General features: G+C 58.2%; 13 protein-coding genes and 4 pseudogenes. 12 read left to right on the forward strand and 5 right to left on the reverse strand.

Features of this window, described 5'->3' with window-relative positions:
* A pseudogene (locus DXA70_RS11195) lies at window positions 1-433 on the forward strand (thymidine phosphorylase); the annotation flags it as partial.
* Between the two features lie 85 nt (window positions 434-518).
* On the opposite strand, the gene DXA70_RS11200 reads toward DXA70_RS11195, so the two are convergent.
* The 4 genes from DXA70_RS11200 to DXA70_RS11215 form a co-directional block, all read right to left on the reverse strand.
* On the reverse strand, window positions 519-1,421 hold the full coding sequence (locus tag DXA70_RS11200) for a carboxypeptidase-like regulatory domain-containing protein (RefSeq protein WP_128118513.1): 903 nt from the start codon (window positions 1,419-1,421) through the stop codon (window positions 519-521).
* Between the two features lie 266 nt (window positions 1,422-1,687).
* Entirely contained in the window at window positions 1,688-3,445 is a 1,758-nt protein-coding gene (locus tag DXA70_RS11205; RefSeq protein WP_128118514.1) for a leucine-rich repeat domain-containing protein, read from the reverse strand.
* A gap of 50 nt (window positions 3,446-3,495) precedes the next feature.
* A complete protein-coding gene (locus DXA70_RS11210) occupies window positions 3,496-3,735 on the reverse strand; it encodes a hypothetical protein (protein ID WP_128118515.1) in 240 nt (79 codons plus the stop codon).
* Between the two features lie 18 nt (window positions 3,736-3,753).
* Window positions 3,754-3,957, reverse strand: coding sequence for a hypothetical protein (locus DXA70_RS11215; RefSeq protein WP_128118516.1), 204 nt, complete (start codon window positions 3,955-3,957; stop codon window positions 3,754-3,756).
* Window positions 3,958-4,323: 366 nt separating this feature from the next.
* On the opposite strand from DXA70_RS11215, the gene DXA70_RS11225 reads away from it, so the two are divergent.
* The 3 genes from DXA70_RS11225 (at window position 4,324) to DXA70_RS11235 (ending at window position 7,493) form a co-directional block, all read left to right on the forward strand.
* The gene (locus DXA70_RS11225; RefSeq protein WP_128118518.1) at window positions 4,324-4,551 is read left to right on the forward strand and encodes a helix-turn-helix transcriptional regulator; all 228 of its coding nucleotides are present in this window, start codon (window positions 4,324-4,326) and stop codon (window positions 4,549-4,551) included.
* 126 nt (window positions 4,552-4,677) lie between these two features.
* A complete protein-coding gene (gene trkA, locus DXA70_RS11230) occupies window positions 4,678-6,054 on the forward strand; it encodes a Trk system potassium transporter TrkA (protein ID WP_128118519.1) in 1,377 nt (458 codons plus the stop codon).
* Window positions 6,051-7,493 carry a TrkH family potassium uptake protein gene (locus DXA70_RS11235; protein WP_128118520.1) on the forward strand — a complete coding sequence of 481 codons (1,443 nt, stop codon included), beginning with the start codon at window positions 6,051-6,053 and terminating at the stop codon, window positions 7,491-7,493. Before trkA ends, DXA70_RS11235 begins: the two co-directional genes overlap by 4 nt.
* A gap of 70 nt (window positions 7,494-7,563) precedes the next feature.
* Here the strand turns inward: DXA70_RS11235 and DXA70_RS11240 are convergent, their stop codons facing one another.
* Entirely contained in the window at window positions 7,564-9,102 is a 1,539-nt protein-coding gene (locus DXA70_RS11240; protein ID WP_112115188.1) for a YifB family Mg chelatase-like AAA ATPase, read from the reverse strand.
* Window positions 9,103-9,260: 158 nt separating this feature from the next.
* Between DXA70_RS11240 and DXA70_RS11245 the strand changes: the two genes are divergently transcribed.
* The 8 genes and pseudogenes from DXA70_RS11245 to DXA70_RS11270 all read left to right on the forward strand — a co-directional run bounded on the left by DXA70_RS11245 (window position 9,261) and on the right by DXA70_RS11270 (window position 16,597).
* A complete protein-coding gene (locus tag DXA70_RS11245) occupies window positions 9,261-9,653 on the forward strand; it encodes a hypothetical protein (protein WP_112115189.1) in 393 nt (130 codons plus the stop codon).
* Window positions 9,654-9,726: 73 nt separating this feature from the next.
* A pseudogene (locus DXA70_RS11250) lies at window positions 9,727-11,408 on the forward strand (phospho-sugar mutase).
* Window positions 11,409-11,587: 179 nt separating this feature from the next.
* The gene (ispF, locus tag DXA70_RS11255) at window positions 11,588-12,754 is read left to right on the forward strand and encodes a 2-C-methyl-D-erythritol 2,4-cyclodiphosphate synthase (protein ID WP_128118521.1); all 1,167 of its coding nucleotides are present in this window, start codon (window positions 11,588-11,590) and stop codon (window positions 12,752-12,754) included.
* Window positions 12,755-12,786: 32 nt separating this feature from the next.
* Window positions 12,787-13,239 (forward strand): annotated as a pseudogene (locus DXA70_RS11260) (TIGR00159 family protein); the annotation flags it as partial.
* 122 nt (window positions 13,240-13,361) lie between these two features.
* Window positions 13,362-13,466 (forward strand): annotated as a pseudogene (locus DXA70_RS15135) (DNA integrity scanning protein DisA nucleotide-binding domain protein); the annotation flags it as partial.
* 42 nt (window positions 13,467-13,508) lie between these two features.
* Window positions 13,509-13,685, forward strand: coding sequence for a hypothetical protein (locus DXA70_RS14715; RefSeq protein WP_243001354.1), 177 nt, complete (start codon window positions 13,509-13,511; stop codon window positions 13,683-13,685).
* Window positions 13,682-14,998, forward strand: coding sequence for a CdaR family protein (locus DXA70_RS11265; protein ID WP_128118522.1), 1,317 nt, complete (start codon window positions 13,682-13,684; stop codon window positions 14,996-14,998). Before DXA70_RS14715 ends, DXA70_RS11265 begins: the two co-directional genes overlap by 4 nt.
* A gap of 3 nt (window positions 14,999-15,001) precedes the next feature.
* The gene (locus DXA70_RS11270) at window positions 15,002-16,597 is read left to right on the forward strand and encodes an FAD-dependent protein (protein ID WP_128118523.1); all 1,596 of its coding nucleotides are present in this window, start codon (window positions 15,002-15,004) and stop codon (window positions 16,595-16,597) included.
* The last annotated feature ends 6 nt before the right edge of the window (window positions 16,598-16,603 follow it).

Below are 16,603 nucleotides of genomic sequence, written 5' to 3' on the forward strand. Positions count from 1 at the left end.
GAGCTGTCATCGCGGACGCTCCGCCTTTGAAAAGTGCAAGCAGATGTTCGCGGCTCAGGGCGGCGACACCCGCGTGCTGGACGATTACAGCCTGTTTGCAAAGCCCGCCGCCAGCTATGAGCTGCTGGCCGAGCAGGATGGCTACATCATCCAGAACGACGCCGAGAAGATCGGTTCTGCCAGCGTGCTGCTGGGCGCAGGCCGCCAGAAGAAAGGCGACCCGCTGGACTTTGCAGCCGGCATCGTCCTGCACAAAAAGCGCGGCGCTTACGTCCACAAGGGCGAGAGCCTGGCCACGTTCTATGGCGCGCCGGACAAGTTTGCCGCCGCCGCGGAAGAATACCGCAGCGGCCTGGTCTACGGCGACACCCAACCCGAGGAAGCCCCGCTGGTCTACGCCCTCGTCACCAAGGACGGCGTGGAGCGGTACTGAGCAGAATATCCTATAGCATAAAGAAAGACCCGCAGGCCGAAGCTTGCGGGTCTTTTGCTGCTCTGAGAAAGGCTCAGAAGGGGAATCAGAAAGTGATGACGAGGTCTTTTGCGGGGGCCTTGATGCTGGTGGTCTTGTGGACGAGCTGGCCGTCTGCGTCAGTATAGGCGGCGGTCAACTCATAGTTTCCGCGCTTGACTTTGAGGACGAACGCGCCGCTCTCGTCCGCTGTAGTCTGCATGACCACGGCACCGTTTTGCAGCAGCGAAATTTTTGCGTTGGGTAGTGCAGTGTTGTCGGCAAGCACTACCTTGCCTTGTACTTCCACCGGGGCAGCCATCATAAGGCCAGCGGTCAGGGCAACGGCACCGACACCGAGAACCAGTGCGGCACCACCACCGCCACCGCCGCCCGAAGAGCTCGTGGGTGCTGCCGGGTTGGCCGGATTGGTGGGGTTGCTGGGGGTAGGTGTCGGTTTGGGTTCCGGCTCAGGGGTCGGCGTAGATTCCGGGTTGGGCTTGGGGTCCGGCTCTTCCGGGTCGGGCGTCGGCGTGGGAGTCGGGTCCGGGTCCGGCGTGGGCTTCGTCGGTGTGACGATCTCCGTTTTGTTGTTGTCGGAGGCATCCTCTTTTTTATTGACGATGGTTACCTCCACGAGGCCCGTGGTATCGTCCGGCTGGACCGAGATCGTGCCGCTGTCCACCGTATCGTCCGTTACGTTTTTGGTGGCGTACTCGGCATTGGTCAGGCCGTCGCCGCTCAGGTGCAGGCCGTCGGAGTCCAGCTCGGCGTGGAGGGTGGTGGTATCGGTGGTGTCCACTGCCCAGCTGTGCCAGGGCCACGCTTCGCTGGTGTCGTTCTGGGTCAGCATCAAGCTGATATCAGTCGGGTTGCTGGCGGTGACATCCAATTTCTGAGATTGCTCATTGTAAACCAGATTCACCGGGCCGGAGGCAGAAACAGCCAGCGTGCTGTTGTTAAGGATCATGCTGGCATCGTTTACGCCGTCGGAAGAAAGCTCTAATTTTACGTCTTCTGAAACAGAAGGTTTGGGAAAAATCAAATCGACCGCATCATTAGAAGGATTTTCGTCAGAAGTGTTGCTTGGATAGAAGAGATGTACAGCAGAAGATTTTTCAATTAACTTTCCGTTTTCAGTGCGATAGTAATACTGATCACCATGAACGACATTCGCGCTTCCTCCTGCTCGAATGGTAATATGAGCATCGTTATAATCTGTTGCAGTTTCATGGTCTATAGAGGGGTCAAAGTAGTTTCGGACATCGATATAGTCAAGATCGCTGCCAAGGGTATAGGATTGAGCTGAGTTTGCTTGTTTTTATAGTTGATATTGAGATATCCGTCGCCGTCTGCATCAATATAGGGGGATTTGTAAAGCAACAGAGTTTGCTCGGTTGCCTCATTTGGGTCGTAAATACCTAAAACGTAGTGATCATTCAGTTCTGCTTTCACATTGAGTAACATGATTTCATGGTTTGAAAGGCTGGCTATAACAGGAATACCATGCGAAAGAGAGGTGACGATTTCGTTTAACACCCTGTCGTAATCGTTAGCACAATTATATAAACAGTTGGATAGTATTTTGTATTGTGTGGGAAGAAGTTGAGATGCATAATAATAATTGATAAGATCTTCTACATTGCTATTGTCTACTGGAGCTGGAAGAGAGTAGGTTGCCGAATCAGCATCTAATCCAGTTGATGCTAGTTGTGCATAGGAAAGTCTGTCGGGGTCCATGTAGTGGATAGCGGAAACTAAGACCATGCCATAGCAAGATCCTCCCCAAAGATTACCTGAACGCATTTTTAGATTGAACCACTGTAAGGCGGCGGGAGAAAGGTTTTTAGTAAGCTGATTGTACTTTTCTTGGGAGAGGTGAACGGATGCATATTGATTAAAATGATGGAAAAAGCGGTCTGTAAAACTTATTGGGCGGCCTGAATTATACTTCTGGTTCCAATAGTTGAGCTCACTACCTTGAAAAAAGTATTTGGCTTGATTCAAAAAACTGGGATTATCTCGCTCAAAAGTAAAATGCTTCTCTTCACTATCTTGGCAATGAATTACAGCGTATTTCAGAGAATCATTTTGATAAGCATCGATTGTAATACTATTCCATTGAGATTGTGAGCCGGAAAAATAGACATCTTTTAGAGTGGAGCAACCATAAAAGGCAGACGAGCCGATTGATGTAACAGATGCTGGAATAGATATAGTACTTAGAGAAGTGCAATTCAAAAAGGAGTTTTCATTGATTGTTGTAATTTCAGAAGGAAGTGTAACGTTATCAAGAGAAGAGCAATTCCAAAAAGCAAAACGATCAATATTGGTGACACTTTCAGGCAGTTCGATGGCAGTTAATGACGAACAAGAATTAAAAGCACCTTCACCGATAGAAAGAGTATTGGAAGACAGTGTGATCTGTTCTAGCTTTTTGCAGTTTGCAAAGGTGTATTGTTCAATGGAAGTAACCGAATCGGGAATCTCAATAGACGTAAAATTGACACTAGCAAAGGCATAACCGCCAATTTTTGATAGATTTTGGGGAAGTGTGATATTCGTAATATCGGAACAACCATCAAAAGCATCATAGCCAATAGATGTAAGACTATTCGGCAATGAGACAGAGGTTATCTTGTAACAGCCGCGAAAAGCAGAGGTCCCGATGCTGGAAACGCCATCGTTCAAGATAACTCTTGCAATGTTCAAGTTTTGAAACCAGGGGGATATATTATAGGGAGGGGTGGCATTATAATCGTACATTGCCCCCGTGCCGCTGATGGTCAACACGCCATCCGCAGAGAGGGTATAGGTAAGGTTGTCGCCGCATTTTCCTGTGCTTTCGGTGCTGTTGGTTTCCTCCAAAAGCGTTGCCAGAGTGGCTGCCGCTACTTCTCCCACGTCCGATTGCGCAAACGCTGCAAAGGGCAGCAATTCGCAGAGCATGGTCAACGAGAGAAGCCACGCCAACAGCCGCAAATGTTTTTTCATGTTGGTTCCTCCTTGTTATTTCAAAATGGCTTTTGCCAAGGGCAACGGGGTTAAAAATTCTGGTCGATATATTCGTTCAACTGTTTGACCGTGTTGTAGGTGGTAATAAAGTTATTGAGCATGGCGCTGGTAGAAGAGAAGATGCGCGCCATAAAGTTCAGAATCTTACTCACCTTGCCGATGTCCTCCAGTACGAGCGCAAAGCCGGAAGCATCCGCCCCGCCGAAGAGGGTGAGTGCTTCTTCTGAGGTGAGGGAGGAATAGGAAGTGGGAAATTTCAGGGAGTTCATAGCAAGACAGCTCCTTTTTTATTTGGATGCCAGAACGGCAAAGGTGACGACGAGAGTTCCAACGACCAGCATCGTGCCGATGTGAGCTTTGAGGCGGAAGCCGGAAGCGGTCGGGGCTGAGGGGACGATTGGGGCAGTGGATTTCAGGTCGGGCCGCCAGCGGGCGTAGATGGTGGCGTCGGAGGCAAACTCGGTGTTGAGGGTGATCTTGTCGCCCTCCAATTCATCGGTGTACCAGCCTCAAAGGTGTAACCGCTCATGGTGGGGGTGGGCAGTTCTGCCAACTTGCCGGAAGAAGTGGTAGTAGCAATGACCGGGATGCCCGTGCCGCCGCCCGTTTCAAAATAGATGACAAAGACGCCATTCTGCTGTTCCAGCGTGTCATTTTGGACCAGCGCAGAGGCTGGAAAGGCAGTTGAAATCAACAGAGCTGCTGTGAGAAGAAAGGCAAGAAAAGACTGTTTTTTCATAGTTTCCTCTATTACCGATGTTTTTTGCCAAAAGTATAGCCCATTTATGGGCAATTGTCAATACTCGGGCCATCACGTACCATTCAATTAAAGTATAATGAATTGGATGGTATTTCGTATGATTTCTTTTGAACCGCTTTGGAAAACAATGAAAAATCGAGGCGTATCGCAGTATAAATTGATCAAAGAGTATCACTTCAGCACAGGCCAGCTGGACCGTCTGCGCAAAAACGGGAACGTCAGCAGCTATACGCTGGACCAATTGTGCCAGATTCTGGATTGCAGGCTGGAGGACATCGCCCACTACAGGCCGAACGGGGAAGCGGATGGAAAAGAGACAAGATAACGCAGATTCTCCTTCAATTCTCCCACTTTGATGCAAACTCTGCCGCACCCGGTAGAACTTTCGTCCCGGATGTGGTATACTGGGAGCTGTATTCCCGGAGAGGGAAAAAAGAAAGGAATTTTCCGTATGAAGATCGTTTTGGTAGGCGGCGGCAAGGTCGGTGCGGCATTGGCACGCCAGCTGAGTGAGGAAGGCCATAACGTGACGGTGGTGGACACCAATAAGGCCCGTGTGGAGCACATTGGCGAGAGCTACGACGTCATGAGCATTCTGGGCAATGGTTCTTCCATCACCACCCTGTCGGAAGCGGGCGTGGAGGACGCGGACGTCTTTATTGCGGTCACGGGCTCGGACGAGCTGAACCTGCTGTGCTGTATGTTCGCCAAAAAGGCGGGCCACTGCCACGCCATTGCCCGTGTGCGCAACCCGTCTTACAGCCATGAGCTGGACTTTATCAAAAAGCAGATCGGCATTTCGGCCATCATCAACCCGGAAATGGCGGCAGCCAAGGAAATTTCTCACCTGCTCCGCTTCCCGGGGGCCAGCAAGATCGATACCTTTGCGGGCGGCCGTGTCCGCCTCATTAAATTTGCGCTGACCGAACAGCAGGGGCTGGACGGCGTAGCCATCCATGAGATTCCCACCCGGCTCAAGAGCGACATTCTGGTCTGCGCCGTGGAGCGGGACGGCGGGGTCATCATCCCCAACGGCAACTTTGTGCTCCAGAACGGCGATCAGGTCACGTTCCTTGCCACGCAGGAAAAGGCCCACGAGTTCTTCCAGCGCATCCACCTGCCGGTGCGCCCGGTGCGCAACGCCCTCATCGTGGGCGGCGGCGCCATCGCGTACTACCTGAGCCAGGAGCTGCTGGAAAATCATGTCCGTGTCCGGATCGTGGAGCGGGACCCGGCCCGCTGCAATGAGCTGGCAGAGTCCCTGCCCGGGGCTCAGATCCTGAACGAGGACGGCTCCAACCGGGAGTTCCTCCTCTCCGAGGGGCTGGAATCCACCGAGGCGTTCGTGGCGCTGACCAACATCGACGAGGAAAACGTTTTGCTGACCCTGTTTGCCAAAAAGCATTCCCAGGGCAAGCTGGTCACCAAGATCAACCGGCTGGAGTTCGACGACATTCTGGCCGGGCTGGATCTGGGCAGCATCGTCTACCCCAAGTACATGACCTGCGATTACATCGTGCAGTATGTCCGTGCCCTGCAGAACGAGGCGGGCAACAACATCAAGACCCTCTACCGCATTCTGGACGACCGCGTGGAAGCACTGGAATTTACCGTCCATGAGGAGAGCAAGGCCACGGGCGTGCCCCTGAGCCAGCTCCACCTCAAGAAAAACCTGCTGCTCTGCTGCATTACCCGCGGCAATGAGATCCGTATCCCCCGCGGCGGCGACCAGATCCAGGTGGGCGACAATGTCATCGTTGTCACGCTGGAGCACGGCCTGCACGACCTGCGGGACATTGTGGAGACTGACGGAGGACATGACGTATGAATTATGCGATCGTGTTCCGTCTGCTGAGCTATATTCTGTTTTGTGAGGCGGCGCTGCTGCTGCTGCCCGCCACCGCCAGCCTGTGCTATGGTGAGTGGAGCGTGCTGGGCGTCTTTGTGCTTACGGCGGCACTCTGCCTGGTGCTGGGGTTGCTGCTGCGGCGGATCAAGCCTTCCAGCAAGGTGTTCTACATGCGGGAAGGTTTTGCCACCACAGCCCTGAGCTGGGTAGTCATCAGTATCATGGGGGCCATCCCCTTTGTGCTCACGGGCTGCATCCCCAACCCGGTGGATGCCATGTTTGAGACGGTGTCCGGTTTTACCACCACGGGTGCCAGCATCCTGCCTGCCGTGGAGGGGCTGCCCAAGGGAGTTCTGTTCTGGCGCAGCTTCACCCACTGGATCGGCGGCATGGGTGTTCTGGTCTTCCTGCTCTCGCTGCTGCCCCTGACCGGCGGCTCCCATGTCAACCTGATGAAAGCCGAGAGCCCCGGCCCCCAGGTGGATAAGCTGGTGCCAAAAGTACAGTCCACGGCCAAAATTCTGTACGGAATCTATTTTGCACTGACCGTGCTGGAATTTCTCTTCCTGCTGGTGGGGCGGATGCCGGTGTTTGACGCCATGCTGACGGCGTTCGGCACGGCGGGCACCGGCGGCTTCGGATTCAAGAACGACAGTTTCGGCAGTCTTTCGCCCTATATTCAGTGGGTCGTGACCATCTTCATGATCCTGTTTGGCGTCAACTTCAACACCTATTTCCTGCTGCTGCTGCGCCGGTTCCGGCGGGCAGCCGCCAGCGAGGAAGTGCGCGGCTACTTCCTCATCATTCTGGTGGCAATCGGCATCATCACCCTCAATATCCATGGGATGTACGACAGCCTGGGTGTGGCGCTCCGCCATGCGGCGTTCCAGGTGGGCTCCATCATCACCACCACCGGCTTTTCCAGCTGTGATTTTGACCTCTGGCCCACCCTCTCCAAGGAAGTGCTGGTCATGCTGATGTTCGTGGGTGCCTGCGCGGGCAGCACGGGCGGCGGCATCAAGGTGAGCCGCCTCCTCATCCTGGGCAAAACGCTGGGCAAGGAGCTCAAGCATGCCCTTCATCCCCAGGTGGTGGCCCCGGCCCGGATGGACGGCAAGCTCATCAACCATGAGACCATCCGCGCCACCAATGTTTTCCTTGCGGCCTACATCTTTATTTTTGCCGCGTCGCTGTTCTTTATCAGTCTGGATGGCTTTGATATGGTGACCAACTTTACCGCCATTGCCGCCACCCTGAACAACATCGGCCCCGGCCTCAATCAGGTAGGCCCCATGATGAACTTTGGCGGCTTCTCCAACCCTGCCAAGCTCGTCATGATCTTTGACATGCTGGCCGGCCGCCTGGAAATCTTCCCCATGCTGGTACTCTTCCTGCCGGACACCTGGCGGAAATTCTGAAAATCTTACCGCAAACAAAAAAGGCTTCCCGTTTTATCAGCGGGGAGCCTTTTCTGATGTTGGAAATCGGTTATAGCTCTACTTTTTCCTGCGCGCGATATTGCAGCGCTTCCAGCAGGGAATCCTCGTCTAACAATTGCTTTCCTGCCAGGTCGGCCACGGTGCGGGCTACCCGGAGGATGCGGTCATGGGCGCGGGCGGAGAGGCCCAGCGTCTCATACGAGGCGCGGAGGAGCCGCTCGGCAGCGGGGGTCATCCGGCAGACGCGGCGTACTTGCCCGGCGGTGAGCCGGGCGTTGCAGTGCACGCCCTCAAAGCCGGGGGCAGCGTACCGCTTTGCCTGAACCTGTCGGGCAAACAGTACCTGCCTGCGCAGGTCGGCGCTGCTCTCAGCGGAGGCGGTGCCGTGCAGCTCGTCAAAGGCAACGGGGTCCATCTCCACGCAGAGGTCGATGCGATCCAGCAGCGGACCGGACACCCGGCTGCGGTATTGCCGCACCGCGCTCAGGGAGCAGGTGCATGGCCGGGTGGGGTGGCCGTAGTAACCGCACTTGCAGGGGTTCATAGCGGCGACCAGCTGAAAATGGCTGGGGTATGTGGCACTGCCCGCGGCCCGGCTGACGGTGATCTGACCGTCTTCCAGCGGCTGACGGAGCACTTCGAGGCTTTCGCGGGAGAACTCCGGCAGCTCATCCAGGAACAGCACGCCGCAGTTGGCCAGACTGCACTCGCCGGGACGGAACTGTGCTCCGCCGCCGGCCAGCGAGACAGCGCTGGCCGAGTGGTGCGGGCTGCGGAACGGCCTGGCCGTGACAAGGCCCCGGCCCTTGGGCATCTGCCCGGCGATGGAATAGATTTTGGTCGTCTCCACGGCTTCCTCCCGGGTGAGCGGAGGAAGGATCCCGGGAAGGCGCTTGGCCAGCATGGATTTGCCGGTGCCCGGAGCCCCGATGAGGAGCACATTGTGTCCGCCGGCAGCCGCCAGCACCATGGCCCGGCGGGCCAGCGGCTGACCCATCACGTCCGCAAAATCCGGGGCGGCGTTCCAGGCGTCGGTGGGGTCAAAGGGAGCGCAGCGGATGGGGGAGATGGGCCGGATGCCCCGCAGGGCGTCCACCACTTCCAGCGCCGTGTGGGCAGGGTAGACCAGCATGGTGTCTCCGCAGGCCTCGGCTGCTTCGGCCGCGTTCTCCGCAGGGACATACAGGGCCTGCACCCCACTGGCGGCAGCCGTCAGGGCCATGGGCAGCACGCCGGACACCGGGCGGAGACTGCCATCCAGTGCCAGCTCCCCCAGAAAGGCGGCTTCTTCCGGCGGGGGTTCGATCTGCCCGGCCGAGGAGAGGACGGCCAGCAGCAGGGGCAGGTCGTACACGGGGCCGGTCTTGCGGACATCGGCCGGGGCCAGGTTGACCGTGATGCGGCGGTCCGGCCACTTGAACCCCAGGTTGCGGGCGGCGGCGTGGACACGGTCGCCGCTTTCCCGCACGGCGGAATCGGGCAGGCCGACAATGGAGAGGGCGGGCATCCCGCCCGAGACGTCGGCTTCCACTGCAACAGCAAAGCCGTTGAGACCGTTGAGACCAAAGCTTCTGATAACGGAATACATGGCGCTCCTTTTGCCCGGAGGGCGGTCAAGAGAGAAAATGGTTAAGAAATGGTAAAGAATGGTATTGAACGTCAAACTTCGACAGCAAAGGTTCTTAAAATAAATTATAGTAAAGGGCGTGAACGTTGTCAATGCGGCAAAAAAAGAGGAGGTTTTTTATGAATACGCGAGAGTATTGCTGCTACACCCGCCCTTATTCGGAAATCGAAGGCTTACAGCTGGCACACACGTTGCTTTACAGTGCCAGTGCACAGCCGGAGGGCATTGTACTGGAGCTGCGTGTCCAGCAGGGCGGCGGGAACTACACCAGCCGGGTGGTCTGCCCGGACGGCAGTTTTGCCCGCGTGATGCGGTTGATGCGGTACTTATGCGAGAACGGGATCGGCCCCGGGCAGTGGCTGGATGTATTGGATGACCTGCACCAGCCCTACCGCCCGCTGGCAGCGGTGGAGGACGAGCCCGGGGAAGAGAATTCCCGGGAATTTGTACCATTTGCCGGTTTTAATACGGAAAACTTGTTGCATAATACAGAATTGACACAAAGCGTGTAAAAGCTTATATTATAATTAGGCTGATAAAACTACCATTTTCCAGGGAAAAAACAATAAAGGTAAGGTGTGCAACATGTATCAGGAAGAGTATAAGCGCTGGCTGGCAGCGGACCTTGAGGACGCTGACCTGAAGCCCGAGCTGACAAAGATCGAGGGAAACGACGATGAGATCAAAGACCGCTTTGCGGTTGCACTGAAATTTGGCACCGCCGGTCTGCGCGGCGTTCTGGGCGCCGGCACCAACCGGATGAACATTTATGTGGTCCGTCAGGCCACGCAGGGCCTGGCAAACTGGGTCAAGACCCAGGGCGGCACCCAGACGGTGGCCATCAGCTATGACAGCCGCCTTAAGAGTGATATCTTTGCCAAGACCGCTGCCGGTGTTCTGGCAGCCAACGGCATCAAGGTGCGCATTTATGATGCTCTGATGCCGGTTCCGGCCCTGAGCTTTGCCACCCGTTACTACAACTGCAACGCGGGCATCATGGTCACGGCTTCCCACAACCCGGCCAAGTACAACGGCTACAAGCCTACGGCCCGGATGGCTGCCAGATGACCGATGACGCCGCTGCCATCGTGTACGATGAGATCCAGAAGACCGATGTGCTGACCGGTGCAAAGTACATCTCGTTTGCACAGGGCGTGGAGGATGGCCTCATCCGCTTTGTGGGCGATGACTGCAAGGATGCCCTGTACGCTGCCATTGAGGCACGCCAGGTCCGCCCGGGCCTGTGCAAGACCGCCGGCCTCAAGCTGGTCTACAGCCCGCTGAACGGCTCTGGCCTCGTCCCGGTCACCCACGTGCTGAACGACATGGGCATCACCGACATCACCATCGTGCCCGAGCAGGAGTACCCCAACGGCTACTTCACCACCTGCTCCTACCCCAACCCCGAGATCTTCGAGGCCCTGAAGCTGGGCCTGAACCTGGCCACCGAGACCGGCGCCGACCTGATGCTGGCTACCGATCCCGATGCAGACCGCGTGGGCATCGCCATGAAGTGCCCGGATGGCAGCTATGAGCTGGTGTCCGGCAACGAGATGGGTGCCCTGCTGCTGGATTACATCTGCGCCGGCCGCATTGAGAAAGGCACCATGCCCAAGAACCCCGTGGCCGTCAAGTCCATCGTTTCCACCCCGCTGGCCGATGCCATCGCCGCCCACTACGGCGTCGAGATGCGCAACGTGCTGACCGGCTTCAAGTGGATCGGCGACCAGATCGCCAATCTGGAGGCTGCCGGGGAAGTCGATCGCTTCATCTTCGGCTTTGAGGAGAGCTACGGTTACCTGGCTGGCCCCTATGTCCGCGATAAGGACGCCATCATCGGTTCCATGCTCATCTGCGAGATGGCCGCTTACTACCGCAGCATCGGTTCTTCCATCAAGCAGCGCCTGGAGGAGATCTACAAGGAGTATGGCCGCTACCTGAACAAGGTGGACAGCTTTGAGTTCCCCGGCCTGACCGGCATGGAAAAGATGGCTTCCATCATGCAGAAGCTGCGCGACAACCCGCCCACCGAGCTGGCTGGCCACAAGGTGGTCAAGGTGACCGACTACAAGAAGCCGGAGGAGACGGGTCTGCCCGCCGCCAATGTCCTGATCTACAGCCTGGAGAACGGTGCTACCGTTGTGGTGCGCCCCTCCGGTACCGAGCCCAAGATCAAGACCTACTTCACCACCCTGGGCAAGGATCTGGCCGAGGCACAGGCCCAGAAAGACGCTCTGGCCGCTGCCATTGAGCCCATCCTGAAGTAAAAAATAATTTCCGGAACATTTCGCCCCCATGCAGCGTGCAAAAGCCCTGCATGGGGGCCTTTTTGATGGGTGCGGGCGGGTTGCAGTTTGTAAGGGATTACGCTATAATATTCAATGTATAGTTATCCCCCTGTGCCACGGTGCACAGGCAGTGCAAAAACAGGGCAGGTGTAAAAAATTTGGAAAAGCATGTATCGGCTGTTCTGGTGGCGGCAGGCTCCTCCACCCGGATGGGATTTGACAAGCTCAGTTTTGATCTGGGCGGGGAGACCGTGCTGGGCCGGAGCATCCGCGCGTTTGAGGAGAGCCCTCTGGTGAGCGAGATCGTTCTGGTGGCGGGCAAGAACCGCGAATACGTTGAGGCGCAGGCCGCTGCCTGCACAAAGCCCGTGCAGGTGGTGCAGGGCGGTGCCACCCGGGCCGAGAGCGCCAAAAACGGTGTGCTGGCCGCCCATGGAGAGCTGGTGGCTGTCCACGATGCAGCTCGCCCCTTTGTGAGCGAGGCGGTCATTGAGGCCGTGGTGGAAGCCGCTGCAAAATGCGGGGCCGCTGCCCCGGCGGTGCCCGTGAAAGACACCATCAAGCAGGCCACCCGGGGCGATGGCAAAAAGGTCCCGGCGAAATGTGTGGTGGAGACGACCCCGGACCGTAGCACCCTGTATGCGGTGCAGACGCCCCAGTGCTTTGACCGTGCCGCCTATCTGGCCGCACTGGAAGAGCTGGACGCCGAGAAAGCCCGCCTTGTTACGGACGATTGCAGCCTGTTTGAGCTGACTGGCCGTACCGTGCAGCTGACACAGGGAGATTACGCCAATTTGAAGATCACGACGCGGGAGGATCTGCCCCGCGCGGAACAGAAAGAAGGAACTGCAATGCGTATTGGTCATGGCTATGATGTTCACCGTCTGGTGGAAAGCCGCAAACTGATCCTGGGCGGTGTGGAAGTGCCCTATGAGAAAGGCCTGCTGGGCCACTCCGATGCCGATGTGCTGGCACACGCCGTCATGGACGCCGTGCTGGGCGCTGCCGCTCTGGGCGATATCGGCCAGCATTTCCCGGATACCGCCAAGGAGTACGAGGGGGCCGACAGCCTGGCGCTGGCCCGCCGTGTGGCCGAGATCCTCAGGGAGCATGGCTACCGGATCGAGAACATTGATTCCACTATCCTCTGCCAGCGGCCCAAGCTGGCCTCCTACATCCCCGCCATGCGCCAGAAGCTGGCCGATGCCTTTGGGATGCCGGTGGATGCCGTGAGCGTTAAGGCCACCACCGAGGAGCACTTGGGCTTTACGGGCGAAGGGCTGGGCATTGCGGCCCACGCCGTTGCCCTCATTGAAAAGCTGTAAGAAAGCAGGAACAAAACGGGAGTGTTACGTCGATGACTCTGAACTCGATCATAGCCAATTTCCAGACCTTTAAGCTGGTAGATCTGCTGGATATCCTGGTGATCGCATTCCTCATCTACCAGCTGCTGGGCATCGTCAACCGTACCCGCGCGGGTCAGCTGGCCAAGGGCGCGCTGCTGGTGCTGGTGGTTTATCTGGTGGCCAATATCCTGAATATGCGCACGGTGACCTGGCTGCTCAACTCGCTGCTGCAGGTCGGCCTGCTGACGCTGGTGGTGCTGTTCCAGCCGGAGATCCGGCGCGCTTTGGAGCGGATGGGCCAGACCGACCAGTGGGCGGGCAAACTTTTCAATATGAAAGGCCGCTACAACGACCCAAGCCTCAAAGGAGCCTGGCGCAGCGCCATCATTGCCATCTGCGATGCGGCAGAGCGTTTTTCAGAGACCAAGACAGGTGCCCTCATCGTGCTGGAGCGGCACACCAACCTCTCGGAGATCGTCCGCACCGGTACGCCGGTGAACAGTGCCGTCAATCTGGAGGTGCTGGCACCATCTTCTACGAGGGTACCCCCCTGCATGACGGCGCGGCCATCATTGAAAACGGCCGTATCAAGGCGGCGGGCTGCGTGCTGCCCCTTTCCAACAACCTGGACCTCGGCAAGGACATGGGCACCCGCCACCGCGCCTGCCTGGGCATTGCCGAGAACTCGGATGCCATTGCCATCGTCGTCAGCGAGGAGACGGGAATCATCTCCATGGCTAAAAACGGCGTGCTGATCCGCCATTTTGACCGCCAGACCCTCTACACCCGCCTCATCGACGAGATGATCCCCAAGGAGACCACCAGCGAAAAGACCGACACCAGCAGCTGGAAATATCGCGCCAAACAGCTGTTGAACTGGGTCAATCAGAAGGAGGATGAGCAGCAATGAGCACCGCGCCCAAAAAGCCCGACGGCACCAAGCCCGCCATCAAGCCCGCAGGCGGTATGCTCAATGACCGCCGCATCCGCCTGCTGCTGGCCATCATCGGTGCCATCATTGCCTGGATGGCGGTTACCATCGTCGTCCAGCCCGGCACCACCAAGACCATCTCCAATGTCCCGGTGGATTTCACCTATGATTCCTCTGCCTATACTTCCCGCGGCCTGAGTATCGTCAGCGCCCCGGAAAAGTTCGTCAACCTGAAGCTCTCCGGCGACGGCTACACCATCGGCAGCCTGCAGGCCTCCGATTTTGTGGTCTATCCGGACTGGTCCAGCGTGCGGGACAGCGGCGAGAAGAACCTGCGTTTGCAGGTGCGGAGCCAGAGCACCCTGCTCACCGGTGTGTCCGTCTCCATTGAGGGCGGCGACAACACCGTGGATGTGGTGTTCGACGTGGTGGAGGAAAAGACCCTGCCCATCACCGTGACCACCAATTACCTGACCATCGCGGATGGGTATATCCTGTACGGCACAGACGTCTCAAAAGAGACCGTCACCCTCTCCGGCCCCAGCACCGAGCTGAGCCAGGTGGAGACCTGCACCGCCGAAGTCGCCCACAAGGGCGACCTGACCGAGCCGGTCACCCTGACCACCGCCCTGCGTTTCTACACCCGCAGCGGCAACGAGGTCAAGTTTGAGTACACCACCCTCGACGAAGAGAGCGTGGACGTGACCTTGCAGGTGTACAAGGTGGCTACCCTCCCGGTGGAGGTCAGCTTCATCAACGCCCCGCGGGACTTTGATTCCTCGGTGCTGGCCTATACCCTGAGCAAGAAGACGCTTAACGTGGCCGGTCCGGAGTCCCAGATCGACCGCCTCTCGGCGCTGTCCGTGGGCACCATCGACCTCTCCACCTTTGCGCCGGACAAGGTCTACGAGATGCCCATTGAGCTGCCCACCGGCATCCACCTGCTGGATAACCTCTCCAGCATCACGGTCAGCTTTGACAGCTCCAAGCTGGAGACCAAGACCCTGAACCTGCCCTCCAGCTGCGTGCAGGTCGTCAATCTGCCCTCCAGCTACCAGCTGACGGTGGAGACCGAGCGGCTGATGAACGTGACCCTCTGCGGCCCGGCTGGTTCGCTGGAAACGCTGACGCCGGAACAGGTGGTCATTGAGATCGACGCCGATGATTTCTCGGTGGCCATTGGCCAGCAGAACATTGCCTGCCGCCTGTATGTGCCCGCCAACAGCAAAATTTTTGCGCTGGGCAGCTACATGGTGCAGTGCAAGATCGAAAGCAATCAAGGACAAGATTAAGTTATGATATTAGTGCGAGACATCCGCCTGCCCCTCTCCGCCGGGGAGCCGCAGGCCTTTGAAAAAGCGCTGCATCTGGCACGCGTCCCCCGCGCAAAAGTGGGGCACCTGGGGGTGGCAAAACTCTCTGTGGACGCGCGCCACGGGCAGCCCAAACTGGTGTACACGGTAGCGGTCACGCTCAAGGACGAGGGTGAGGAATCTGCTTATGCAGGGGCCTCGCCCTGCGTCGCTTTGCACCAAAAGGTGGATTTTTCCGTCCAGAACGGCACCCGGCCGCTTGTCCACCGCCCGGTGGTCTGCGGCCTGGGGCCTGCGGGCCTGTTTGCAGCCCTGCTGCTGGCCCGGCAGGGCTACCGCCCCATTGTGCTGGAGCGGGGCCCGGCGCTGGACGAGCGTGTCAAGGCCGTGGAGCATTTCTCGGCCACCGGAGAGCTGGACGAAAACGCCAACATCCAGTTTGGCGAGGGCGGCGCGGGCACGTTCTCGGACGGCAAGCTGACCACCCGCATCGGGGATGAGCTCTGCGGCTTTGTCACCGAGGTGTTTTTGCAGCACGGTGCCCCGGCGGAGATCGCCTGGAAGCAGAAACCCCATGTGGGCACCGACCTGCTGCGGGGCGTCATCACCTCCATCCGGAAAGAGATCGAGTCTCTGGGCGGCGAGGTGCATTTCAACACGGCCCTCACTGGTTTTGAGCGGAAGAATGGCGCGCTGACGGGTATTTTGACCACGGCAGGTTCGTTCCCCTGCGAGGCGCTGGTGTTTGCGGTGGGCCACTCGGCCCGGGACACGTTCGAGATGCTGCTGAACAGCGGCCTGGTGCTGGAGTGCAAGCCGTTCAGCGTCGGTTTCCGGGCGGAGCATCTCCAGAGCGAAATCGAAAAGAGCCTTTACCACGAGGCGGCCGGCCACCCGGCCCTGCCCCGGGGCGAGTACCAGCTCTCCCAGCATGTGGGGGAGCGGTGCGTCTATACGTTCTGCATGTGCCCGGGCGGCCAGGTGGTGGCCTCGGCCAGCGAGAAAGGCCGTGTGGTCACCAATGGCATGAGCTACCATGCCCGCAGCGGCAAAAACGCCAACGCGGCTGTGGTGGTCAGCGTGGGCGGAGCCGATTTTGCAAACGATCCCCGGCAGGCCATTGCGTTCCAGCGGGAGCTGGAAGCCCGGGCCTATGCCGCCGGACGCCCGGCAGGGGAGTACGCGGCCCCGGCGGAGAACATCCAGAGCTTTCTCGAGGGCAGGGGTCAGCTGAAGATCAGCCGGGTCCAGCCCACCTATGACCGTGGCGTCTGCCCGGCAGACCTGGGGGCCCTGCTGCCCGGGGAGCTGGCCGATACCCTGCGGGCAGGCCTGCGCGCTTACGAGCGCAAAATCGCGGGCTACACCGCGCCCGAGGCCATCCTCACCGGCCTCGAGACCCGCACCAGCAGCCCGGTGCGGCTGAAACGGGAAGAGAATTTTGAGTGCGCCCAGCTGGCAGGTTTGTACCCCTGCGGCGAGGGCGCCGGATATGCGGGCGGCATCATGAGCGCTGCCGTGGATGGCCTGCGGGTAGCCCGGGCCATCATCAGCCGGTACAGCCCGGCAGAGGGATGAGTAAAA

It is taken from the genome of Faecalibacterium sp. OF04-11AC (assembly GCF_003460645.1).
GTDB classification, from domain to species: domain Bacteria; phylum Bacillota; class Clostridia; order Oscillospirales; family Ruminococcaceae; genus Faecalibacterium; species Faecalibacterium prausnitzii_I.

What these genes read in the sequence shown, in the direction of transcription:
- DXA70_RS11200 (WP_128118513.1), bottom strand. Translation starts at nt 1,421, where the DNA reads ATGATCCTTAACAACAGCACGCTGGCTGTTTCTGCCTCCGGCCCGGTG.
- DXA70_RS11205 (WP_128118514.1), bottom strand. Translation starts at nt 3,445, where the DNA reads ATGAAAAAACATTTGCGGCTGTTGGCGTGGCTTCTCTCGTTGACCATG.
- DXA70_RS11210 (WP_128118515.1), bottom strand. Translation starts at nt 3,735, where the DNA reads ATGAACTCCCTGAAATTTCCCACTTCCTATTCCTCCCTCACCTCAGAA.
- DXA70_RS11225 (WP_128118518.1), top strand. Translation starts at nt 4,324, where the DNA reads ATGATTTCTTTTGAACCGCTTTGGAAAACAATGAAAAATCGAGGCGTA.
- trkA (WP_128118519.1), top strand. Translation starts at nt 4,678, where the DNA reads ATGAAGATCGTTTTGGTAGGCGGCGGCAAGGTCGGTGCGGCATTGGCA.
- DXA70_RS11235 (WP_128118520.1), top strand. Translation starts at nt 6,051, where the DNA reads ATGAATTATGCGATCGTGTTCCGTCTGCTGAGCTATATTCTGTTTTGT.
- DXA70_RS11240 (WP_112115188.1), bottom strand. Translation starts at nt 9,102, where the DNA reads ATGTATTCCGTTATCAGAAGCTTTGGTCTCAACGGTCTCAACGGCTTT.
- DXA70_RS11245 (WP_112115189.1), top strand. Translation starts at nt 9,261, where the DNA reads ATGAATACGCGAGAGTATTGCTGCTACACCCGCCCTTATTCGGAAATC.
- DXA70_RS14715 (WP_243001354.1), top strand. Translation starts at nt 13,509, where the DNA reads ATGGCTAAAAACGGCGTGCTGATCCGCCATTTTGACCGCCAGACCCTC.
- DXA70_RS11265 (WP_128118522.1), top strand. Translation starts at nt 13,682, where the DNA reads ATGAGCACCGCGCCCAAAAAGCCCGACGGCACCAAGCCCGCCATCAAG.
- DXA70_RS11270 (WP_128118523.1), top strand. Translation starts at nt 15,002, where the DNA reads ATGATATTAGTGCGAGACATCCGCCTGCCCCTCTCCGCCGGGGAGCCG.